The following is a 15,686-nucleotide window of genomic DNA, read 5'->3' as shown; positions in this document are numbered from 1 at the left end:
ACGGCCGGTCCTAGAGCATGTCGGCCAGGAAATCGAAATCCTGCCCGGCGGCTTTCTTCAGCCGGCGGCGCTCGCGCTCGGAGAGTCCCCCCCAGATGCCGAAACGCTCGTCGTGCTCCAGCGCGTATTCCAGGCACTCGGCCCGGACCTCGCAGGACTGGCAGACCTTCTTGGCCTCCCGCGTCGAGCCGCCCTTCTCGGGGAAGAACGCCTCCGGATCGGTCTGCGCGCACAGTGCGCGCTCCTGCCAGCCCAGATCTTCGTCTGCGCCGTGCGCCAGCGGGATCACCTCGCTCATGCGCACCTCCTATTGCCCCCCTAGATGTCCCCTCCCCTTCGACCCCCGGGAGGGGTGAAACACACCCTGAAATTACACGCGTGATGCTTGTGATACGTCAAGCGCGTTGCGTGGCAATCCCTTGAATACCACGTTGCGCACCGCTCTCGGCGGGCGCTGGGCCGGTATCCGTGGGATTGCCACGCAATTCCCTGGGGCCGGGCGGGCCGGACGGGGGCCGGAGGCGGCGTCAGCGGCGGTCGTCGTCCCGGTACCAGGCCTGGTCCTGACGGGCCTGGCCCTCGCCCTGGTCGGCCGGCTGGTCGCCGGTCTCCGCGGCGCCGGGGACGGCCCCCTGGGCGTCGCCGGCCGCGCCCGCCTCGGGCTGGGGCGCGTACTGGGACGGGTCGTAGGCCTGCTGGGCCTGCTGCGGGTCCTGGGCGTAAGCCTGCTGCTGGGCGTACGGGTCGTAGCCCTGCTGCTGGTACGCGTCGCCGTAGGCGGGCTGGCCTCCGGTGCCGTAGGCCTGCGCCGGGTCCTGCGCATAGGCCTGCTGGTACGGGTCCTGCTGCTGGTACGCGTCCCCGTAAGCCGGCTGACCACCCGTGCCGTAGGCCTGCGCCGGGTCCTGCGCATAGGCCTGCTGGTACGGGTCCTGCTGCTGGTACGCGTCACCGTAAGCCGGCTGACCACCCGTGCCGTAGGCCTGCGCCGGGTCCTGCGCATAGGCCTGCTGGTACGGGTCCTGCTGCTGGTACGCGTCCCCGTAAGCCGGCTGACCACCCGTGCCGTACGCCTGGGCCGGGTCCTGGCCGTACGCCTGCTGGTAGGCGTCACCGTAAGCGGGCTGGCCTCCGGTGCCGTAGGCCTGCGCCGGGTCCTGGCCGTACGCCTGCTGGTAGGCGTCACCGTAAGCGGGCTGGCCTCCGGTGCCGTAGGCCTGCGCCGGGTCCTGCGCGTACGCCTGCTGCTGGGCGTACGGGTCGTAGCCCTGCTGCTGGTAGGCGTCCCCGTACGCCGGCTGACCACCCGTGCCGTACGCCTGGGCCGGGTCCTGGCCGTACATCTGCTGCGCCTGCTGCGGGTCCTGCGCCTGCGGGGCGTAGGGGTCGTAGCCCGCCTGCGGCTGAGCGGAGAAGGTCTCCGTCGGGTTCGGCGCGCCGAAGGCGGGCTGCCCGCCGGTCGGCGGCGCGTACCCCTGCGGCTGGCCCGGCTGGCCCATCGGCCCCATCTGCGGGGCCGGCTGCGAGCGCACCACCAGGGTCGGGTCGCCGAAGACCTTGATCAGGTAGATGAAGGCGAAGGCGAGGATCGCGGCGCTCCCCGCGATCTCGAACAGGGAGGCGAACCCGTTCGCCATCATGCCGAGCTCGGAGGCGCTCACGAAGGACATGATCAGCGTGAGCAGGGCCATCAGCGCCCCGAGCCCGAGCATGATCATGCCGGTGAGCACGATCGGGAAGTTCGCGGCCGTCCTGTTCGGCGCCGTGACGACCAGCACGGCCGCCAGGGCGACCAGCCCGACCGTGATCGGGTCGAAGAAGACCGTGCCGGCACCGGCGAAGCTGTGGACGACGTCCTCTCCGCCGAAGAGCCTGATGAAGCCCCCGAGCATCCGCGCTGCCACGGCGCCGAGCAGCGCCCAGGCGGCGGGTACCCGCAAGCCGTTGATTGCGTCGTTGTTCAAGAGAGGTTCCCCTCCGCTGCTTCGCTGTCGCGACGGTGGAAGCTTTGCATATGGACAGTCTGTCAAGCCCACCGGCCGTCTCCCCGGCGAGAGGAGCCCCAAGGGGTGATCCGGACCGCGGCCCCGGAAAGGTGCGGGGACGGGGCGGCGGCGTCCGGTGCGCCCCCGCCGTCGCAGGCGTCACAGGGGTCCGCCGCGCACATGCGGGCCACAGCCTGCCAGACTTGGCCCCATGCGGATAGTCGTGCCGGCCGGCGGCATCGGAGGCGCGCGGTTCCTCCGCGGCCTCAAGGCGACGCTGGGGATCGTATCGGGCCGAGAGAGCGAATCGGCAATCACCGTCATCGGGAACACCGGTGACGACATCACCCTGTTCGGACTCCGGGTCTGTCCGGATCTGGACACCGTGATGTACACCCTCGGGGGCGGGATCGACGAGGAGCGCGGCTGGGGCCGCGCCGAGGAGTCGTTCACCGTCAAGGAGGAGCTCGCCGCCTACGGGATGAAGCCCACCTGGTTCGGGCTGGGCGACCGGGACACCGCCACGCACATCGTGCGCTCGCAGATGCTCGCCGCGGGGTTCCCCCTCTCGGCGGTCACCGAGGCGCTGTGCGAGCGGTGGCGGCCGGGCGTGCGCCTGCTGCCGATGACCGACGACCAGGTGGAGACGCACGTGGTCGTCGAGGACGGCGAGGGGCGCCGGGCGATCCACTTCCAGGAGTGGTGGATCCGGCACCGGGCGCAGCTCCCGGCGCAGAAGATCGTGTCGGTGGGCGCCGAGGAGTCCCGGCCCGCCCCCGGGGTGCTGGAGGCGGTGCGCGAGGCCGACCTGGTGGTGCTGCCCCCGTCCAACCCCGTGGTCAGCGTGGGCTCGGTCCTCGGTGTGCCGGGGATCCGCGAGGCCCTGGAGGAGGCCGTCGTCGTCGGCGTCTCCCCCATCATCGGCGGCGCGCCCGTGCGGGGCATGGCCGACGCCTGCCTGGACGCGATCGGGGTGGAGACCTCGGCGCGCGCCGTGGCCGAGCACTACGGCCCCGGCCTGCTGGACGGCTGGCTCGTGGACGAGGCCGACGCCGGGGTGGAGGCCGCCGGCATCGAGGTGGAGTCCCGCCCCCTGTACATGACAGACGCGGACGCGACCGCCGGGATCGCCCGCGCCGCCCTCGACCTGGGTCTGCGGATCAAGGAGCGGCGCGGATGAGCGCCCCCGGGCCGGTCGGGGTCCGCCCCGTGGCCGGGCTGCCCGAGGTGGCGCCCGGCGACGACGTGGCCGCGCTCATCGCGGGCGCGGCCGAGCTGCGCGACGGCGACGTGCTGGTGGTGACCTCCAAGATCCTCAGCAAGGCCGAGGGGCGGATCCGGCGCCAGGAGCGCGACGCGGCCGTCGCCGAGGAGACCGAGCGGGTGGTGGCGCGCCGCGGGGACACCCGCATCGTGCAGACCCGCACCGGGCTGGTGATGGCGGCGGCCGGGGTGGACTCCTCCAACGTCGCCCCCGGCCACGTGCTGCTGCTGCCCGAGGACCCCGACGCATCGGCGCGGCGGCTGCGGGCCGGCCTGCGCGCGCGCACCGGCGCGCGGGTGGGCGTGGTCGTCAGCGACACTTTCGGCCGCCCCTGGCGCAACGGCCAGACCGACGTGGCGATCGGCGCCGCCGGACTGGTGCCGCTGCTGGACCTGCGCGGCGGCCGGGACGGCCACGGCAACCTGCTGGAGGCCACGGTGAACGCGGTGGCCGACGAGGTCGCCGCCGCCGGCGAGCTGGTCAAGGGCAAGGCCTCCGGGGTGCCGGTGGCGCTGGTGCGCGGCCTGGAGGGGCTGGTCACCGAGGAGGACGGCCCCGGCGCGGCGGCGCTGGTGCGCCCCGCCGACGAGGACCTGTTCCGCTACGGCTCGCGCGACGTGGTCCCCGCGCGGCGCACGGTCCGCGCCTTCACCGGGGAGCCGGTGGACCCGGCCGCGGTGCGCCGGGCGGTGGCGGCCGCGATCACCGCGCCGGCGCCGCACCACACCGCCCCGTGGCGGTTCGTGCTGGTGGAGGACGCCGGGACGCGCAAGCGCCTGCTGGAGGCGATGCACGCCGACTGGACGGCCGACCTGCGGGCCGACGGATTCTCCGAGGAGGCGATCGCCCGCCGGACCCGGCGCGGGGACGTGCTGCGCAACGCCCCCTACCTGGTGGTGCCCTGCCTGGTCGCGGACGGCGCCCACCCCTACCCGGACGAGCGGCGGGCCTCGGCCGAGCGGTCGATGTTCCTGGTGGCGATGGGCGCGGGCGTGCAGAACCTGCTGGTGGGGCTGGCGATGGAGGGCCTGGGGTCGGCCTGGGTCTCCTCCACGATGTTCTGCCCGGACACCGTGCGCGCCGTGCTCGACCTGCCCGGGGACTGGCAGCCGATGGGCTCGGTCGCGGTCGGCCGCGCCGCCGAGCCTCCCAAGGACCGCCCGCCGAGGGACCCGGAGGCGTTCATCGCGGTGCGCTAGGCGTGTTCATCGGGTCGGGGCCGTAGCGGGCGGAGTTCCCGGAGGCGGAGGGGGAGCCGCGGCCCGGTGTGATCCGCGCCCGTTCCGCCCGGTCGCCGCCGTGGCGCCGGGCGCCGGGCGCGCCCCGGTGCCACCCTGGGCCTGCGGGGCGAGCACAGGGGGGACGCGCGGGTGAGTGACGATCTGCTGATCCTCGCCGCGGTGCTGATCGGGGTGACCGTCTTCGCCGGGCGGCTGCTGGCCGGGCGGCTGGGCATCCCCGAGGCGATCGTGCTGGTCGCGCTGGGCGCCGCGGCCGGGTTCGTGCCCGGCCTGTCCGACGTGCGGCTGTCCCCCGACGTCATCCTGCTGGTGTTCCTGCCGCCGCTGATCTACAGCGCCGCCTTCTTCTCCTCTCCCCGCGACATCCGCGCCGAGGCGCGCCCCATCATCGCACTGGCGGTGGTGATGACGCTGGTCACGGCGTTCGCCATCGCCGGGGTGGTGTGGCTGGTGCTGCCCGAGACCGGCTGGCCCGCCGCGATCGCGCTGGGCGCGGCGGTGGCCCCGACCGACGCGGTCGCCTCGGCGGCGGTGCTCAAGCGGGTCGGCGCCCCCAAGCGGGTGGTCACCCTGCTGGAGGGGGAGAGCCTGATCAACGACGGGGTGGCGCTGACCCTGTTCTCCCTGGCGGTGGCGGCCATGTCCACCCCGCTCACGGTGGCCGCGGGGACGGTGGAGCTGGCCAAGGTGGTGGTCGGCGGGGTGGTGTGGGGCGCGGGGGTCGCGGTGGGCACCGCCTGGTTCCGGCGCCGCCTGCGGGACCCCAACAGCCAGCTGGTGCTCTCCCTCATGGTCCCGTTCGTGGCCTACATCCCGGCCGACATCGCCGGGTTCTCCGGAGTGCTGGCGGCCGTGGTCGCCGGGTTCTACCTGGGCACCCGGGTGGAGGGGATGCTGCCGGCCAAGGTGCGGGTCACCGGCCAGACGGTGTGGCGGGGCCTGGTGATGGTGCTGGAGTCGGTGCTGTTCGTGCTGCTGGGCCTGCAGCTGCACGCGGTGTTCGAGGCGGTGGCCGGGCTGTCGTGGGTGCGGCTGGCGCTGGGCGGCGCGGCGGTGCTGGGCACGGCGGTGGCGGTCCGGCTGGCCTGGGAGATGCTGGTGCCGCCGCTGGTGCGGCGGGTGCGGCCGGGCGGCGCGGACGCCGCCGGCGCGCTCGCGCCGCGCGAGCGGTTCGTCATCGGGTGGTGCGGGATGCGCGGGGCGATCTCGCTGGCGATCGCGCTGTCGCTGCCGCAGACCCTGGACGGCGACTACTTCGTCGACCGCAACGTGCTGCTGTACTTCGCGGCGGTAGTCGTGCTGGGCACGCTGGTGGGCCAGGGGGCGACGCTGCCGCTGGTGCTGCGCTGGACCGGGCTGGCGGGCGGGGAGGACACCCGGCGCGAGTACGCGGTGGCCGAGGAGGCGATGGGGCGGGCGGCGCTGTCCCGGCTGGACGAGCTGACCGCACAGGGCCGGGTGGACGAGCGCGCGGCCGAGCGGCACCGCCAGGTGCACAAGGTCCAGGTGCGCCAGGCCCGCGCGGTCCTGGGCGAGGACGAGCAGGCCCGCTCACGGGTGAGCAGGCACGTGCGGGGCGACCTGTTCCTGCGGCACGAGCTGGCGCGGGCCCAGCGGGAGGCGTTGAACCGGCTCTACCGGGACGGGGCCATCGGGCACGAGACGCTGCAGGCGGTGCGCCGGCAGATCGACCTGCGCGAGCCCCCCGGGCACACCGGCGGGGCGTGAAAGGGAAGGGCCCGCCCCCTTTTAATGGAAAACTTTCTTTTCTGTTCCATTGACGGCCACCCCGCGCGCCGCTTACGTTTCTTGCGGTTCACCGGCGTCCCACATCCCCCCGGCGCCGGGGGGGAGTGCCGGTGAAGGCACCGCTGCGCAGCACAGAACCGCTTGTCACGGCCGTATCCCGCTCACGGAAAACGGACAAGGGAGTATCCCCCATGCGTCCCCTCCGCACGCGCGGCGCCGCAGCCGCCACCGCCCTGGCGGCCGCCGCCGCAGGCATCGCAGCCGCCGTCTCGCTCCTACCGGCCCCGGCCCCGGCCACCGACGCCGCGCTGGCCTCCGAGACCTCCACCGAGGCCGCCGCCGGCCCCTGGCTCACCGGCTACTGGCACAACTTCGACAACGGGTCGACGACCCTGCCGCTGTCGGAGGTGCCGTCCGAATACACCATGGTGGCCGTCGCCTTCGCCGACAACCTCGCCGGGACTCCCGGCGGGATCACCTTCGACCTCGCCTCCGACGAGCTCGGCGGCTACACCGAGCAGCAGTTCAAGGACGACATCGCCGGCATCCAGGCCGAGGGCCGCAAGGTGATCATCTCGGTGGGCGGCCAGAAGGGCCACGTCGACGTCACCAACGCCGAGCAGGCCGCCGGGTTCGCCCGGAGCGCCCACGACCTGATGCAGGAGTACGGGTTCGACGGGATCGACATCGACCTGGAGCACGGCATCAACGCCCGGTACATGGAGGACGCCCTGCGCGACCTGCACTCCCGGGCCGGCGGCGACACGATCATCACGATGGCGCCGCAGACCATCGACTTCCAGGCGCCCAGCTACGACTACTACAAGCTGGCCCAGGCCATCCCGGACATCCTGACCATCGTCAACATGCAGTACTACAACTCCGGGTCGATGATGGGCTGCGACGACCAGGTCCACAGCCAGGGCACGGTCGACTTCCTGACCGCCCAGGCCTGCATCCAGCTGGAGCTGGGACTGCGCCCGGACCAGGTCGGGCTCGGCCTGCCGGCCACGCCGCAGGCGGCCGGCGGCGGGCACCAGCCCACCTCCAACGTCATCGCCGCCCTGGACTGCCTGGAGACCGGGAGCGACTGCGGCTCCTTCACGCCCGCCGAGCCCTACGGCCCCATCGGCGGGGTGATGACCTGGTCCATCAACTGGGACGCGACCAACGACTACCGGTTCGCCCGGGACATCTCCGCCCGGCTGGGCGGCGGCCCGTCCCCCTCGCCCACCCCCACGACGAGTCCGTCGCCGTCGCCGACCCCCACGACCGACCCGCCCGGTGACTGCGAGGAGCCCGCCTGGGACTCCGGCACCGTCTACACCGGCGGCGACCGCGTCTCCTACGAGGGCACCGTGTACGAAGCGCGCCACTGGACCCGGGGCGACACGCCCCAGGACTCCGAGTGGGGCCCCTGGAAGGCCGTCGGAGCGTGCTAGCCCTCCTCCCGGCGCGTTGACGGCCGGGCGCCCCTGCCCCGGGTGTGCGGGGGCAGGGGCGCCCCCGTGCTCAGGCCGTCCTGCTCAGGCCATCGACTCTCAGGCCATCGGCAGCCGCGGCCGGCGCACGCTGGCGGCCACCCCGTCGGCGGCCTCGGCGGCCCGGCGCCGCTCCTCGGGGACGTCCCCGTAGAGCGTGGTGCGCATCCGCAGCGGGCGCCCCGTCGGCTCCACCAGCGCGCGGATGTCGCCGATCGTCTTGTAGGAGCCCTGGTCCGACCCGGCCATCCTGGAGATGGTCTCCTCCATCAGGGTGCCGCCCACGTCGTTGACACCGCCGCGGAGCAGGTCCCGGCAGGTGTCCTCGGCCAGCTTCACCCACGAGCACTGGATGTTGTCGACCGCGCCGTGCAGCAGGATCCGCGCCAGCGCGTGCACCGCCCGGTTCTCCCGCGCGGTCGGCCCGGTGCGGGCCAGCCCGGCCAGGTACACCGGCGCGTTGGTGTGCACGAACGGCAGCGCCACGAACTCGGTGAACCCCGGGCGCCCGTTGCGCTCCAGCGAGCGCTCCTGGAGCCGGCGCAGCAGCCGCAGGTGCGCCACCCAGTGGTCGGGCCGGTCCACGTGCCCGTACATCATCGTGGAGGTGGTGGGCATCCCCAGGTCGTGCGCGGTGGTCACCACCTCGATCCACTGCGCCGCCGGGAGCTTTCCCTTGGTCAGCACCCAGCGCACGTCGTCGTCGAGGATCTCCGCGGCGGTGCCGGGCAGCGAGTCCACGCCGGCCTCGCGCGCCCGCTCCAGCCACGCCCGCACCGGCAGGTCGCAGCGGGCCGCCCCGTTGGCCACCTCCATCGGGCTGAAGGCGTGCAGGTGCAGGCCGGGGACCCGCTCCTTGACCGCCCGCGCCAGGTCGAAGTAGGCGGTGCCGGGCAGGTCCGGGTGGATGCCGCCCTGCATGCACACCTCGCCGGCGCCGGCCTCCCAGGCCTCGGCGGCCCGGTCGGCGACCTGCTCCAGCGACAGGGTGAAGGCGTCGGCGTCGGTGCGGCGCTGGGCGAAGGCGCAGAAGCGGCAGCCGGTGTAGCAGACGTTGGTGAAGTTGATGTTGCGGGTGACCACGAAGCTGACGGCGTCGCCGACCGCCTCGCGGCGCAGGTGGTCGGCGAGCCGCGCGAGCTCCTCCAGCTCCGGGCCGTCCGCGCGCAGCAGCGCCAGCGCCTCGTCGTCGGTGATGCCCGCCGGGTCCCGCTCGGCCGAGCGCAGCGCCCGGCGCACCTGCGCGTCGCCGGCGGCGGCGGGCGCCGCGGCGCCCGAGGCCCGGCCGCGCAGCGCCTCCCAGTCCCCGTAGACCGCGTCGAAGTCGCCGCGCCGGTCGGCGGTGCGGCCCTCGGCGTCGATGCCGGTGTGCAGGTCGGTGCGGCCGGCCGCGGCCAGCGCGGGGTCGGGGGCCTGCCAGGGCAGGCCGTGCGGGACGGCACCGGGCCGGGCCAGCCCGGTGTCCGGGTCGGCCAGCGCCGCCACGTGCGCCGAGAGCCGCGGGTCCAGCCAGGGCTCGCCGGCCCGCACGTACTCGGGGTAGGCGGTGAGCCGCTCGGCCAGGGCGAACCCGTGCTCGGCGGTGCGCCGCTCCAGCTCCTCCACCTGGGGCCAGGGGCGCTCGGGGCTGACGTGGTCGGGGGTGACCGGGGAGACGCCGCCCCAGTCGTCGATCCCGGCCCGCAGCATCAGCCCGTAGTCGTCGCCGATGAGGTTGGGCGGGGCCTGCACCCGCGCCCGGGCCCCCAGCACCAGCCGGGTGACGGCCACCGTGGCCGCCAGGTCCTGCAGGTCGGCGTCGGGGCGGTGCATCATCGCGGTGCCGGGCTTGGCGCGGAAGTTCTGCACGATCACCTCCTGCACCGCCCCGTGCTCGCGGTGCGCCCGGCGCAGCGCGAACACCGAGTCGGCCCGCTCGGCCGGGGTCTCCCCGATGCCGATGAGGATGCCGGAGGTGAAGGGGACCGAGCAGCGCCCGGCGTCCTGCAGGACCCGCAGGCGCACCGCCGGGTCCTTGTCCGGGCTGCCGTAGTGCGGCTGCCCGCGCTCGGTGAAGAGCCGCTCGGAGGTGGTCTCCAGCATCATGCCCATGGACCCGGCGACCGGCTTGAGCCGCTGGAAGTCGGCCCAGGACAGCACGCCCGGGTTGAGGTGGGGCAGCAGGCCGGTCTCCTCCAGCACCGCGATCGCCATGGCGCGGACGTAGGAGAGGGTGTCGTCGTAGCCGCGCTCGTCCAGCCAGTCCCGGGCGGCCTCCCACCGGTCCTCGGGGCGGTCGCCGAGGGTGAACAGCGCCTCCTTGCAGCCGGCGGCGGCGCCGCGGCGGGCGATCTCCAGGACCTCGTCGGGCTCCAGGAAGGGCGCCTCCAGCCGCCCGGGGACGGTGGCGAAGGTGCAGTAGTGGCAGCGGTCCCGGCACAGGCGGCTGAGCGGGACGAACACGTTGCGGCTGTAGGTGACGGTCCCGGGCCGGCCGACGGCCTCCAGGCCGGCGTCGCGGACCCGGCCGGCGGCCTCCAGGAGCCGGTCCAGGTCCGCGCCGCGGGCGTGCAGCAGCACTTCGGCCTCGGAGGGGTCGAGGGCCTTGCCGTCGCGGGCGCGGGCCAGGGCGCGTCGCATCGCGGATGGGGTCGGCGGCGTGCTCGTGGGTGTACCCGTCGTCATGGGGGCACGATACGCCGCGGCCCCGGCGGGCTCAGGCCCGGCCCGCCGCGGCCAGGCGCCGCCGCAGGAAGTCCTCCCACCGCTCCACGACGCCCTCCAGCGCGTAGTGCTCGGCGGAGAGCAGGGCCCGGCCGCCCATCCGCACCCGGGCCTCGCGGTCCTCCACCAGGCGCAGCAGCGCCCCGCCGAGGGCGTCGGTGTCCTGGGCGGGCACCAGCAGCCCGTTCCGCTCGTGGTCGATGATCTCGCGGGGGCCGTAGGGGCAGTCGAAGCTCACCGCGGGCACCCCCACCGAGAACCCCTCGATGATGGTCATCCCGAACCCCTCGACCCGGGAGCTGACCGCCAGCAGGGAGGCCTTGGCCAGCTCGCCGGTGATGTCCTTGGTGCGTCCCATCAGGTGCACCTGGTTGCTCAGCCCCCGGCGCACGATCTCCGAGCGCAGCCGGTTCTCGGCCTTGCCGCCCCCGTAGATGCGCAGCCGCCACTCGGGGTGCTTCCCGGCCACGAAGGAGAAGGCCTCGAGCAGCTTGGGGTACTGCTTGATCGGGGAGAGCCGGCCAGCGGCCGCGATGATCGGGTTGTCCAGGGTGGAGCGGGGCAGGCGGCGGGGAGGCAGCGGGTTGGGCATGACCTCCAGCCAGTCGCCGCCGGCCCCGAGCAGCTCCCGGTAGGCGGTGCGGTCGGCCGAGGTCAGCACGGTCATCCCGCCCAGGCGCGGGTACCGGCGGGTGATCGCCGCCCGGACCTCGGGGGCGTGCTCGTCGAGGTTGATGTGCTCCTGGCCGACGGCCAGCACCCGGGCGGGCGCCCAGGCCGAGAGCAGCAGGTTCACCCCGGGCCGGGTACCCACCACCACGTCGGCGCGGGTGGAGGCCAGGTAGCGGCGCAGCCCGGCCACGGCCTCGGGCGAGTAGCTCTTGTTCCGCTCGCGCTCGGCCTCGGGCACCACGGCCCGGGCCCGCCGGTGCCACCAGGCCGCCATCGGGCCGGGCCGGTCCGCCCCCTCCTCCTCTGCGGCGGCGCCGGTGGCCGACAGCGCGCGCAGCCGCACCCCCTCGGGGACGGCGAAGAACGGCGCGGCCTTGTGCCGGGTGAGGCTGACGATCTCCACCTCGTGGTGCCGGGCCAGCCCTTCGGCCAGGTTGAAGACCGTGCGGACGGTGCCCCCCATGCCGTAGGCGTTGGCGATGACGAAGGCGATTCTCACCGGGCGCCCCCACCGGCCGGCCCGGCGGCGGTGGCCAGCAGCGACAGCTCGTCGGCGGCGGTGAAGTAGGGGCGCACCCGGACCGGGCCGGCGCCCCGCGCCAGCACCGTGCCGGGGAAGACGACCTTGCGCTTCTTGCCGACGACGTCGTCGGCGTGGGCGGCCAGGCGCAGCTCGGCCCCGCCGGGCAGGCGCAGCCACAGGTCCCACTCGTTGTGCGGGCGCTCAGGGCGGAAGAGCAGCGCCGCCGGCTCCAGGGGGACCGCGCAGGAGAACGCGCGCCCGTTCAGCTCGGCCGGGGCCTCCAGCACGCCGTCCAGGCCCCGCTGGCGGGCGGTGACCATCGGCGCCCCTGCGCCGTCGGGGTCGGGGGCGTAGGCCAGCACGCCGCGGACCGTCACCGTGTCGCCGCCGGGGGCGGGGACCTCCACCCAGTCCACCTCGGCGTAGGGCTCGACGGTGGTCGCCCGCAGCAGCAGGCGCCCCTCGGCGTCGCGGATCGCGCGCAGCTCGCGGCTGCGCGGCCGGCGCAGGTAGTCGGCGCGGTCGGACAGGTGCACCCCGGGGTCGGTGGTGTCCACCGGGTCGGCGCGCCCGTCGCGGCCCACCCACAGCACGTCCCACTCCCCGTCCTCGAGGGGCAGCCCGCCCAGCGGCGCCCGCAGGCTGCGTCCGGACCGCACCACCCGCTCGACCGGCAGCAGCCCGCCGCAGCCCCCGTGCCGGCGCAGCGCGAGTCCCCCTTCGCCCACCTCGGAGGTCCGCAGCTCCAGCACGTCGGCAGCGTCGATTCTGGTCAGATCGGCCTGCACGTCCACCCCCCATGTCCACGCGCGCCCGGCGCCGCGGTGCCCCCACACCGCAGGCCGCACGCTACCCGTCGACGGTTAAAGAACTTTTAATCTGACAACCACGACGAAACCGACATTCGTCACGATCGACACCGGTCTCGCCTGGTGGGGAACGCGCCGCGGGCGGGCGAAGGTTCGCCGCGGGCGCCGCCCCGGCCGGATGCGGACGATCGCGTGACGCATGTGAACCCGGAGCGGGGTCTGCGCGACGCCCGCCGGAGGCGGGCGGTCTCAGGCCTCCTTGACCGCACGCAGCAGCACGATGCTGCCGCGGGTGTTGGGGGCGGCCCGGTCGGCCAGGGCCACCAGCGGGACCAGCGGCGCGGCCGCGTTGAACCCGTAGCGGCCGCCGTGGGCCGACAGCGACAGGTAGGCGCGCTCGGCGGCGCGGGTGCGGAACTGGTAGGAGTGCCCGCGCACGCGCAGCCCGCGCTCGGCGAGCAGCCCGCCCAGCTCCCGGTGGGTGTAGGTGCGCCGCACGTGGAACCGGCGCCGGTGGGCCGCGAACAGCCGCGGCCAGGCCTCGCGCCGGGACAGGCAGTCGGCCGACATCACCAGGCGCCCGCCCGGTTTGAGCACCCGCGCCATCTCGTCCAGGGCGGCGGGGCCGTCCGCGAAGTGCTCGATGGCGCACACCGACATCACCGCGTCCACCGAGCCGTCGCGCAGGGGCAGCCGCAGGGCGTCGCCCTCGACCAGCCCGGGGGCGTGCCGGAGCCGCGCGCCGCGCAGCATCTTGCCGCGCGCCAGGTCCACCGAGACCGCCCGGGCGCCCCGCCTGCGCGCCTGGCCGGCCCAGTAGCCGTCCCCGCCGGCGACGTCGAGCACCACCCGGCCGTCCAGGTCGCGGCCGAGCCAGTCGAGCAGCGTGCCGGCCTCGCGGAGCCGGCACACGTGCACGCGGTGTCCGGCGAAGGCGACGAGGTCATCGAGAGCGGGAAGGGCCACGGGCGCCGACCTTACCTCAGTCCGGCGTCAGCGATCCGTCAGCGCGGCGGCCGGGCGCGGCCGTAGCGTGTCCGGGCACAGGAGGGACGGTCCATGGCGGAGACGACACCGGCGGAGGCGGCACCGGCGGACGCGGCGGCGCGCACGCGCGAGCTGCGGACCCCGGGGGCGCCGGCGCTGGCCGTGCGCGAGTACGGTCGGCACCGGCGCCCCCGGCCCCGGGCCGGCGGGGAGGCGCCGCCCACGCCGGTGGTGCTGCTGCACGGGATCGGCGGCACGCTGGAGGAGTGGGACCCGGTGGCCCGGCTGCTGGCCGAGCACCGCCCGGTCCACTCCGTCGACCTGCGCGGACACGGCCTGTCGGGAGACGCGCCGTGGTCGCTGGACGGGTTCGTGGACGACCTGATCCGCCTGATCGGCCACCTGGACGCCGACCGGCCGCTGGTGGCCGGGTACGGCCTGGGCGGCGCTGCGGCCGCCTGCGCCGCGGCCCGCCGCTCGGACCTGGCCGGGGCGGTGAACGTGGACGGCCTCGCCTGGCCGACGGCCGAGCACGCCGCCGGCGCCCTGGGGCTGGGGCCGCAGGAGGCGGGCGTCCAGGTCGACCTGGCGCGGGCCTACTCCGCCGAGCAGGCGGCCGCGTTCCGGACCCCGCTGGGCGCCGAGGAGTTCACGGCCGTGCTGGAGGGCCTGCGCGCCATGGGGACGGCGGGGTCGGCCCTGGCGGCCTCGGCGGCGCGGTCCGCGGTGGCGGCGGACGGGCTGCGCGCGCCCCGGCCCGGGCCGCGCGCCGTGCGGGCGGCCCTGGAGGCCTTCGAGGAGTTCGCACCGGACCGCGTCTACGCCCGGCTCCTGGTACCGGTGCTGGCGCTGGTGAGCACCGGTCCGGCGCCCCGCCCCCCAGGGGCGCCCGCCCGGTATCCGGAGGTGGTGCGCGCGGCCGCGGCCGCCGAGCTGTCCCGGACCGCGCCGCTGCTGCGGGCCCGCCCCCTCGAACGGGCGGCGCACGGCCCCCACGTCGCCCGTCCGGAGGACGTCGCCGGGGCGATCACGTCCTTCCTGGAGGAGGTCGGCGCCTGAGCCCCCGGCCGGGCTCAGTCCGGGCTCAGTCCGGGCTCAGTCCTCCTCGGCGCGCTCCACGCGGACGCGCTCGCCCGCCCGGACCGACTCCAGGACCCGCGGGTCGCCGTCGAGGGCGCCCATGACGTTGGCGGCGCTCGCCAGGCGGCACTCGCCGTCCGCGGAGACCGGCGTGGGGCCGAACGGCAGGGCCAGGGCGGAGCCGGCGAGCCAGTAGCAGACCGCCCCCGGCTCGACCACCTCGGCGGCGCCCGGCTCCGGGTCGGCCTCCACCGGGATCGGGAAGTACACCTCGTCACCCCAGGTCGCGGCCGTTCCCGAGAACGGCAGGGCGTCCCAGAGGAGCTCGGCGGTCGGGGTCGGCTTCAGGGCGGCACTCACGTCGCCGCCGTTCCAGGAGATTCGGATGCGCATGGGGCGTGTGTACCGCACCACGCCGCACAATGTCCATAATGCGATTTTCTGTTTTCGCATCTCGAAATATACCGGCCGCTGGGGGAACCGCGACCCGGACCGGGGAACGCCCCCGGCATGAGCGAGGGCCCCGACTCCGGCGGCGGCTCCGGCGCCCTCTGGTCCACCGGGACCACGGCGGCCGGGGCCGCGTTCATGTTCATCCTGCTGCGCCTGATGGCGGTCGCCCACTACGACTGGGGCACCGCCTTCGGCCTGGCCGACGCGGTCGACTTCGGCGACGCGGTGACCATCGCGGTCGGCACCTTCCTGGGGGCCGGCCCGGTGACCGCCTGGCTGCTGGCGGCCCTGGTGCCGCTGACCGCCGCCGGGCACCTGCGCCACCTGCGCGAAGGCCGCCCCTCCCCCTCCTCGCTGCTGGTGGTGGCGGCGCTGGCCGCGGTCTTCGCGGCGGCGGTCGCGGCCTTCGCCGCCTGGGCCGCGCTGGCCGCCGCCCTGGTCTGGCTCGCCGTGCTGGTCGCCGTCGACCTGCGGGACGGCCCCTCCCGCGACCTGTTCCGCCCGCTCGTGGCCCGCGTGGGGCTGCTGTCCCTGGCCGCGGTGCTGGCCGCCTCGGCGATCAGCGACGAGGTGTGGGTGCCCCGGGAGCGGATCGCGCTGGGCGACCGGGAGGTCGAGGGGTACGTGATCAAGAACGGCAGCCAGTTCCTCACCGTGCTCACCGCCGCCGAGCGGGAGAAGGTCATCCTGCTCTCGCGCGAGGTGACGTCGCGGACCGAGCTGGAGTGAGCCGCCCACT

13 protein-coding genes are annotated in these 15,686 nt (G+C 75.2%); 6 read left to right on the top strand and 7 right to left on the bottom strand.

Annotation, left to right across the window (positions count from 1 at the left end):
• Positions 1 to 10 precede the first annotated feature (10 nt).
• Both C892_RS0123790 and C892_RS29475 read right to left on the bottom strand, forming a co-directional pair.
• Entirely contained in the window at positions 11 to 298 is a 288-nt protein-coding gene (locus tag C892_RS0123790) for a WhiB family transcriptional regulator (protein WP_017538535.1), read from the bottom strand.
• A gap of 229 nt (positions 299 to 527) precedes the next feature.
• On the bottom strand, positions 528 to 1,964 hold the full coding sequence (locus tag C892_RS29475; protein WP_017559239.1) for a hypothetical protein: 1,437 nt from the start codon (positions 1,962 to 1,964) through the stop codon (positions 528 to 530).
• A 232-nt stretch (positions 1,965 to 2,196) separates the two neighbouring features.
• Between C892_RS29475 and cofD the strand changes: the two genes are divergently transcribed.
• The 4 genes from cofD (at position 2,197) to C892_RS0123765 (ending at position 7,681) form a co-directional block, all read left to right on the top strand.
• Positions 2,197 to 3,165, top strand: a complete 969-nt coding sequence (gene cofD, locus C892_RS0123780) for a 2-phospho-L-lactate transferase (protein WP_026124589.1) — start codon at positions 2,197 to 2,199, stop codon at positions 3,163 to 3,165.
• Entirely contained in the window at positions 3,162 to 4,448 is a 1,287-nt protein-coding gene (locus C892_RS0123775) for a coenzyme F420-0:L-glutamate ligase (RefSeq protein ID WP_017559237.1), read from the top strand. Before cofD ends, C892_RS0123775 begins: the two co-directional genes overlap by 4 nt.
• A gap of 171 nt (positions 4,449 to 4,619) precedes the next feature.
• The gene (locus C892_RS0123770; protein WP_017559236.1) at positions 4,620 to 6,218 is read left to right on the top strand and encodes a Na+/H+ antiporter; all 1,599 of its coding nucleotides are present in this window, start codon (positions 4,620 to 4,622) and stop codon (positions 6,216 to 6,218) included.
• A 212-nt stretch (positions 6,219 to 6,430) separates the two neighbouring features.
• Positions 6,431 to 7,681: a glycosyl hydrolase family 18 protein gene (locus C892_RS0123765; protein ID WP_017559235.1), complete on the top strand. Its 1,251-nt coding sequence runs from the start codon at positions 6,431 to 6,433 to the stop codon at positions 7,679 to 7,681.
• A 99-nt stretch (positions 7,682 to 7,780) separates the two neighbouring features.
• On the opposite strand, the gene C892_RS0123760 is transcribed toward C892_RS0123765, so the two are convergent.
• The 4 genes from C892_RS0123760 to C892_RS0123745 form a co-directional block, all read right to left on the bottom strand.
• Positions 7,781 to 10,384, bottom strand: coding sequence for a bifunctional FO biosynthesis protein CofGH (locus tag C892_RS0123760; protein WP_083934461.1), 2,604 nt, complete (start codon positions 10,382 to 10,384; stop codon positions 7,781 to 7,783).
• 31 nt (positions 10,385 to 10,415) lie between these two features.
• Positions 10,416 to 11,594: a glycosyltransferase family 4 protein gene (locus C892_RS0123755; RefSeq protein ID WP_017559233.1), complete on the bottom strand. Its 1,179-nt coding sequence runs from the start codon at positions 11,592 to 11,594 to the stop codon at positions 10,416 to 10,418.
• Positions 11,591 to 12,412, bottom strand: a complete 822-nt coding sequence (locus C892_RS0123750) for a hypothetical protein (protein WP_017559232.1) — start codon at positions 12,410 to 12,412, stop codon at positions 11,591 to 11,593. Before C892_RS0123750 ends, C892_RS0123755 begins: the two co-directional genes overlap by 4 nt.
• Positions 12,413 to 12,676: 264 nt before the next feature.
• On the bottom strand, positions 12,677 to 13,393 hold the full coding sequence (locus tag C892_RS0123745) for a class I SAM-dependent methyltransferase (protein WP_017538544.1): 717 nt from the start codon (positions 13,391 to 13,393) through the stop codon (positions 12,677 to 12,679).
• A 93-nt stretch (positions 13,394 to 13,486) separates the two neighbouring features.
• Between C892_RS0123745 and C892_RS0123740 the strand changes: the two genes are divergently transcribed.
• Positions 13,487 to 14,473, top strand: a complete 987-nt coding sequence (locus C892_RS0123740) for an alpha/beta fold hydrolase (RefSeq protein ID WP_017559231.1) — start codon at positions 13,487 to 13,489, stop codon at positions 14,471 to 14,473.
• Between the two features lie 36 nt (positions 14,474 to 14,509).
• Here the strand turns inward: C892_RS0123740 and C892_RS0123735 are convergent, their stop codons facing one another.
• Complete coding sequence (locus C892_RS0123735) at positions 14,510 to 14,887, bottom strand: cyclophilin-like family protein (protein WP_017559230.1); 378 nt, start codon at positions 14,885 to 14,887, stop codon at positions 14,510 to 14,512.
• A 117-nt stretch (positions 14,888 to 15,004) separates the two neighbouring features.
• Between C892_RS0123735 and C892_RS0123730 the strand changes: the two genes are divergently transcribed.
• Positions 15,005 to 15,676: a hypothetical protein gene (locus C892_RS0123730; protein WP_017538547.1), complete on the top strand. Its 672-nt coding sequence runs from the start codon at positions 15,005 to 15,007 to the stop codon at positions 15,674 to 15,676.
• Positions 15,677 to 15,686 lie beyond the last annotated feature (10 nt).

It is taken from the genome of Nocardiopsis baichengensis YIM 90130 (assembly GCF_000341205.1).
GTDB classification, from domain to species: Bacteria; Actinomycetota; Actinomycetes; order Streptosporangiales; family Streptosporangiaceae; genus Nocardiopsis_A; species Nocardiopsis_A halophila.
Note: the sequence above shows the minus strand (reverse complement) of the source record. Positions and strands in the feature narration are given on the sequence as shown.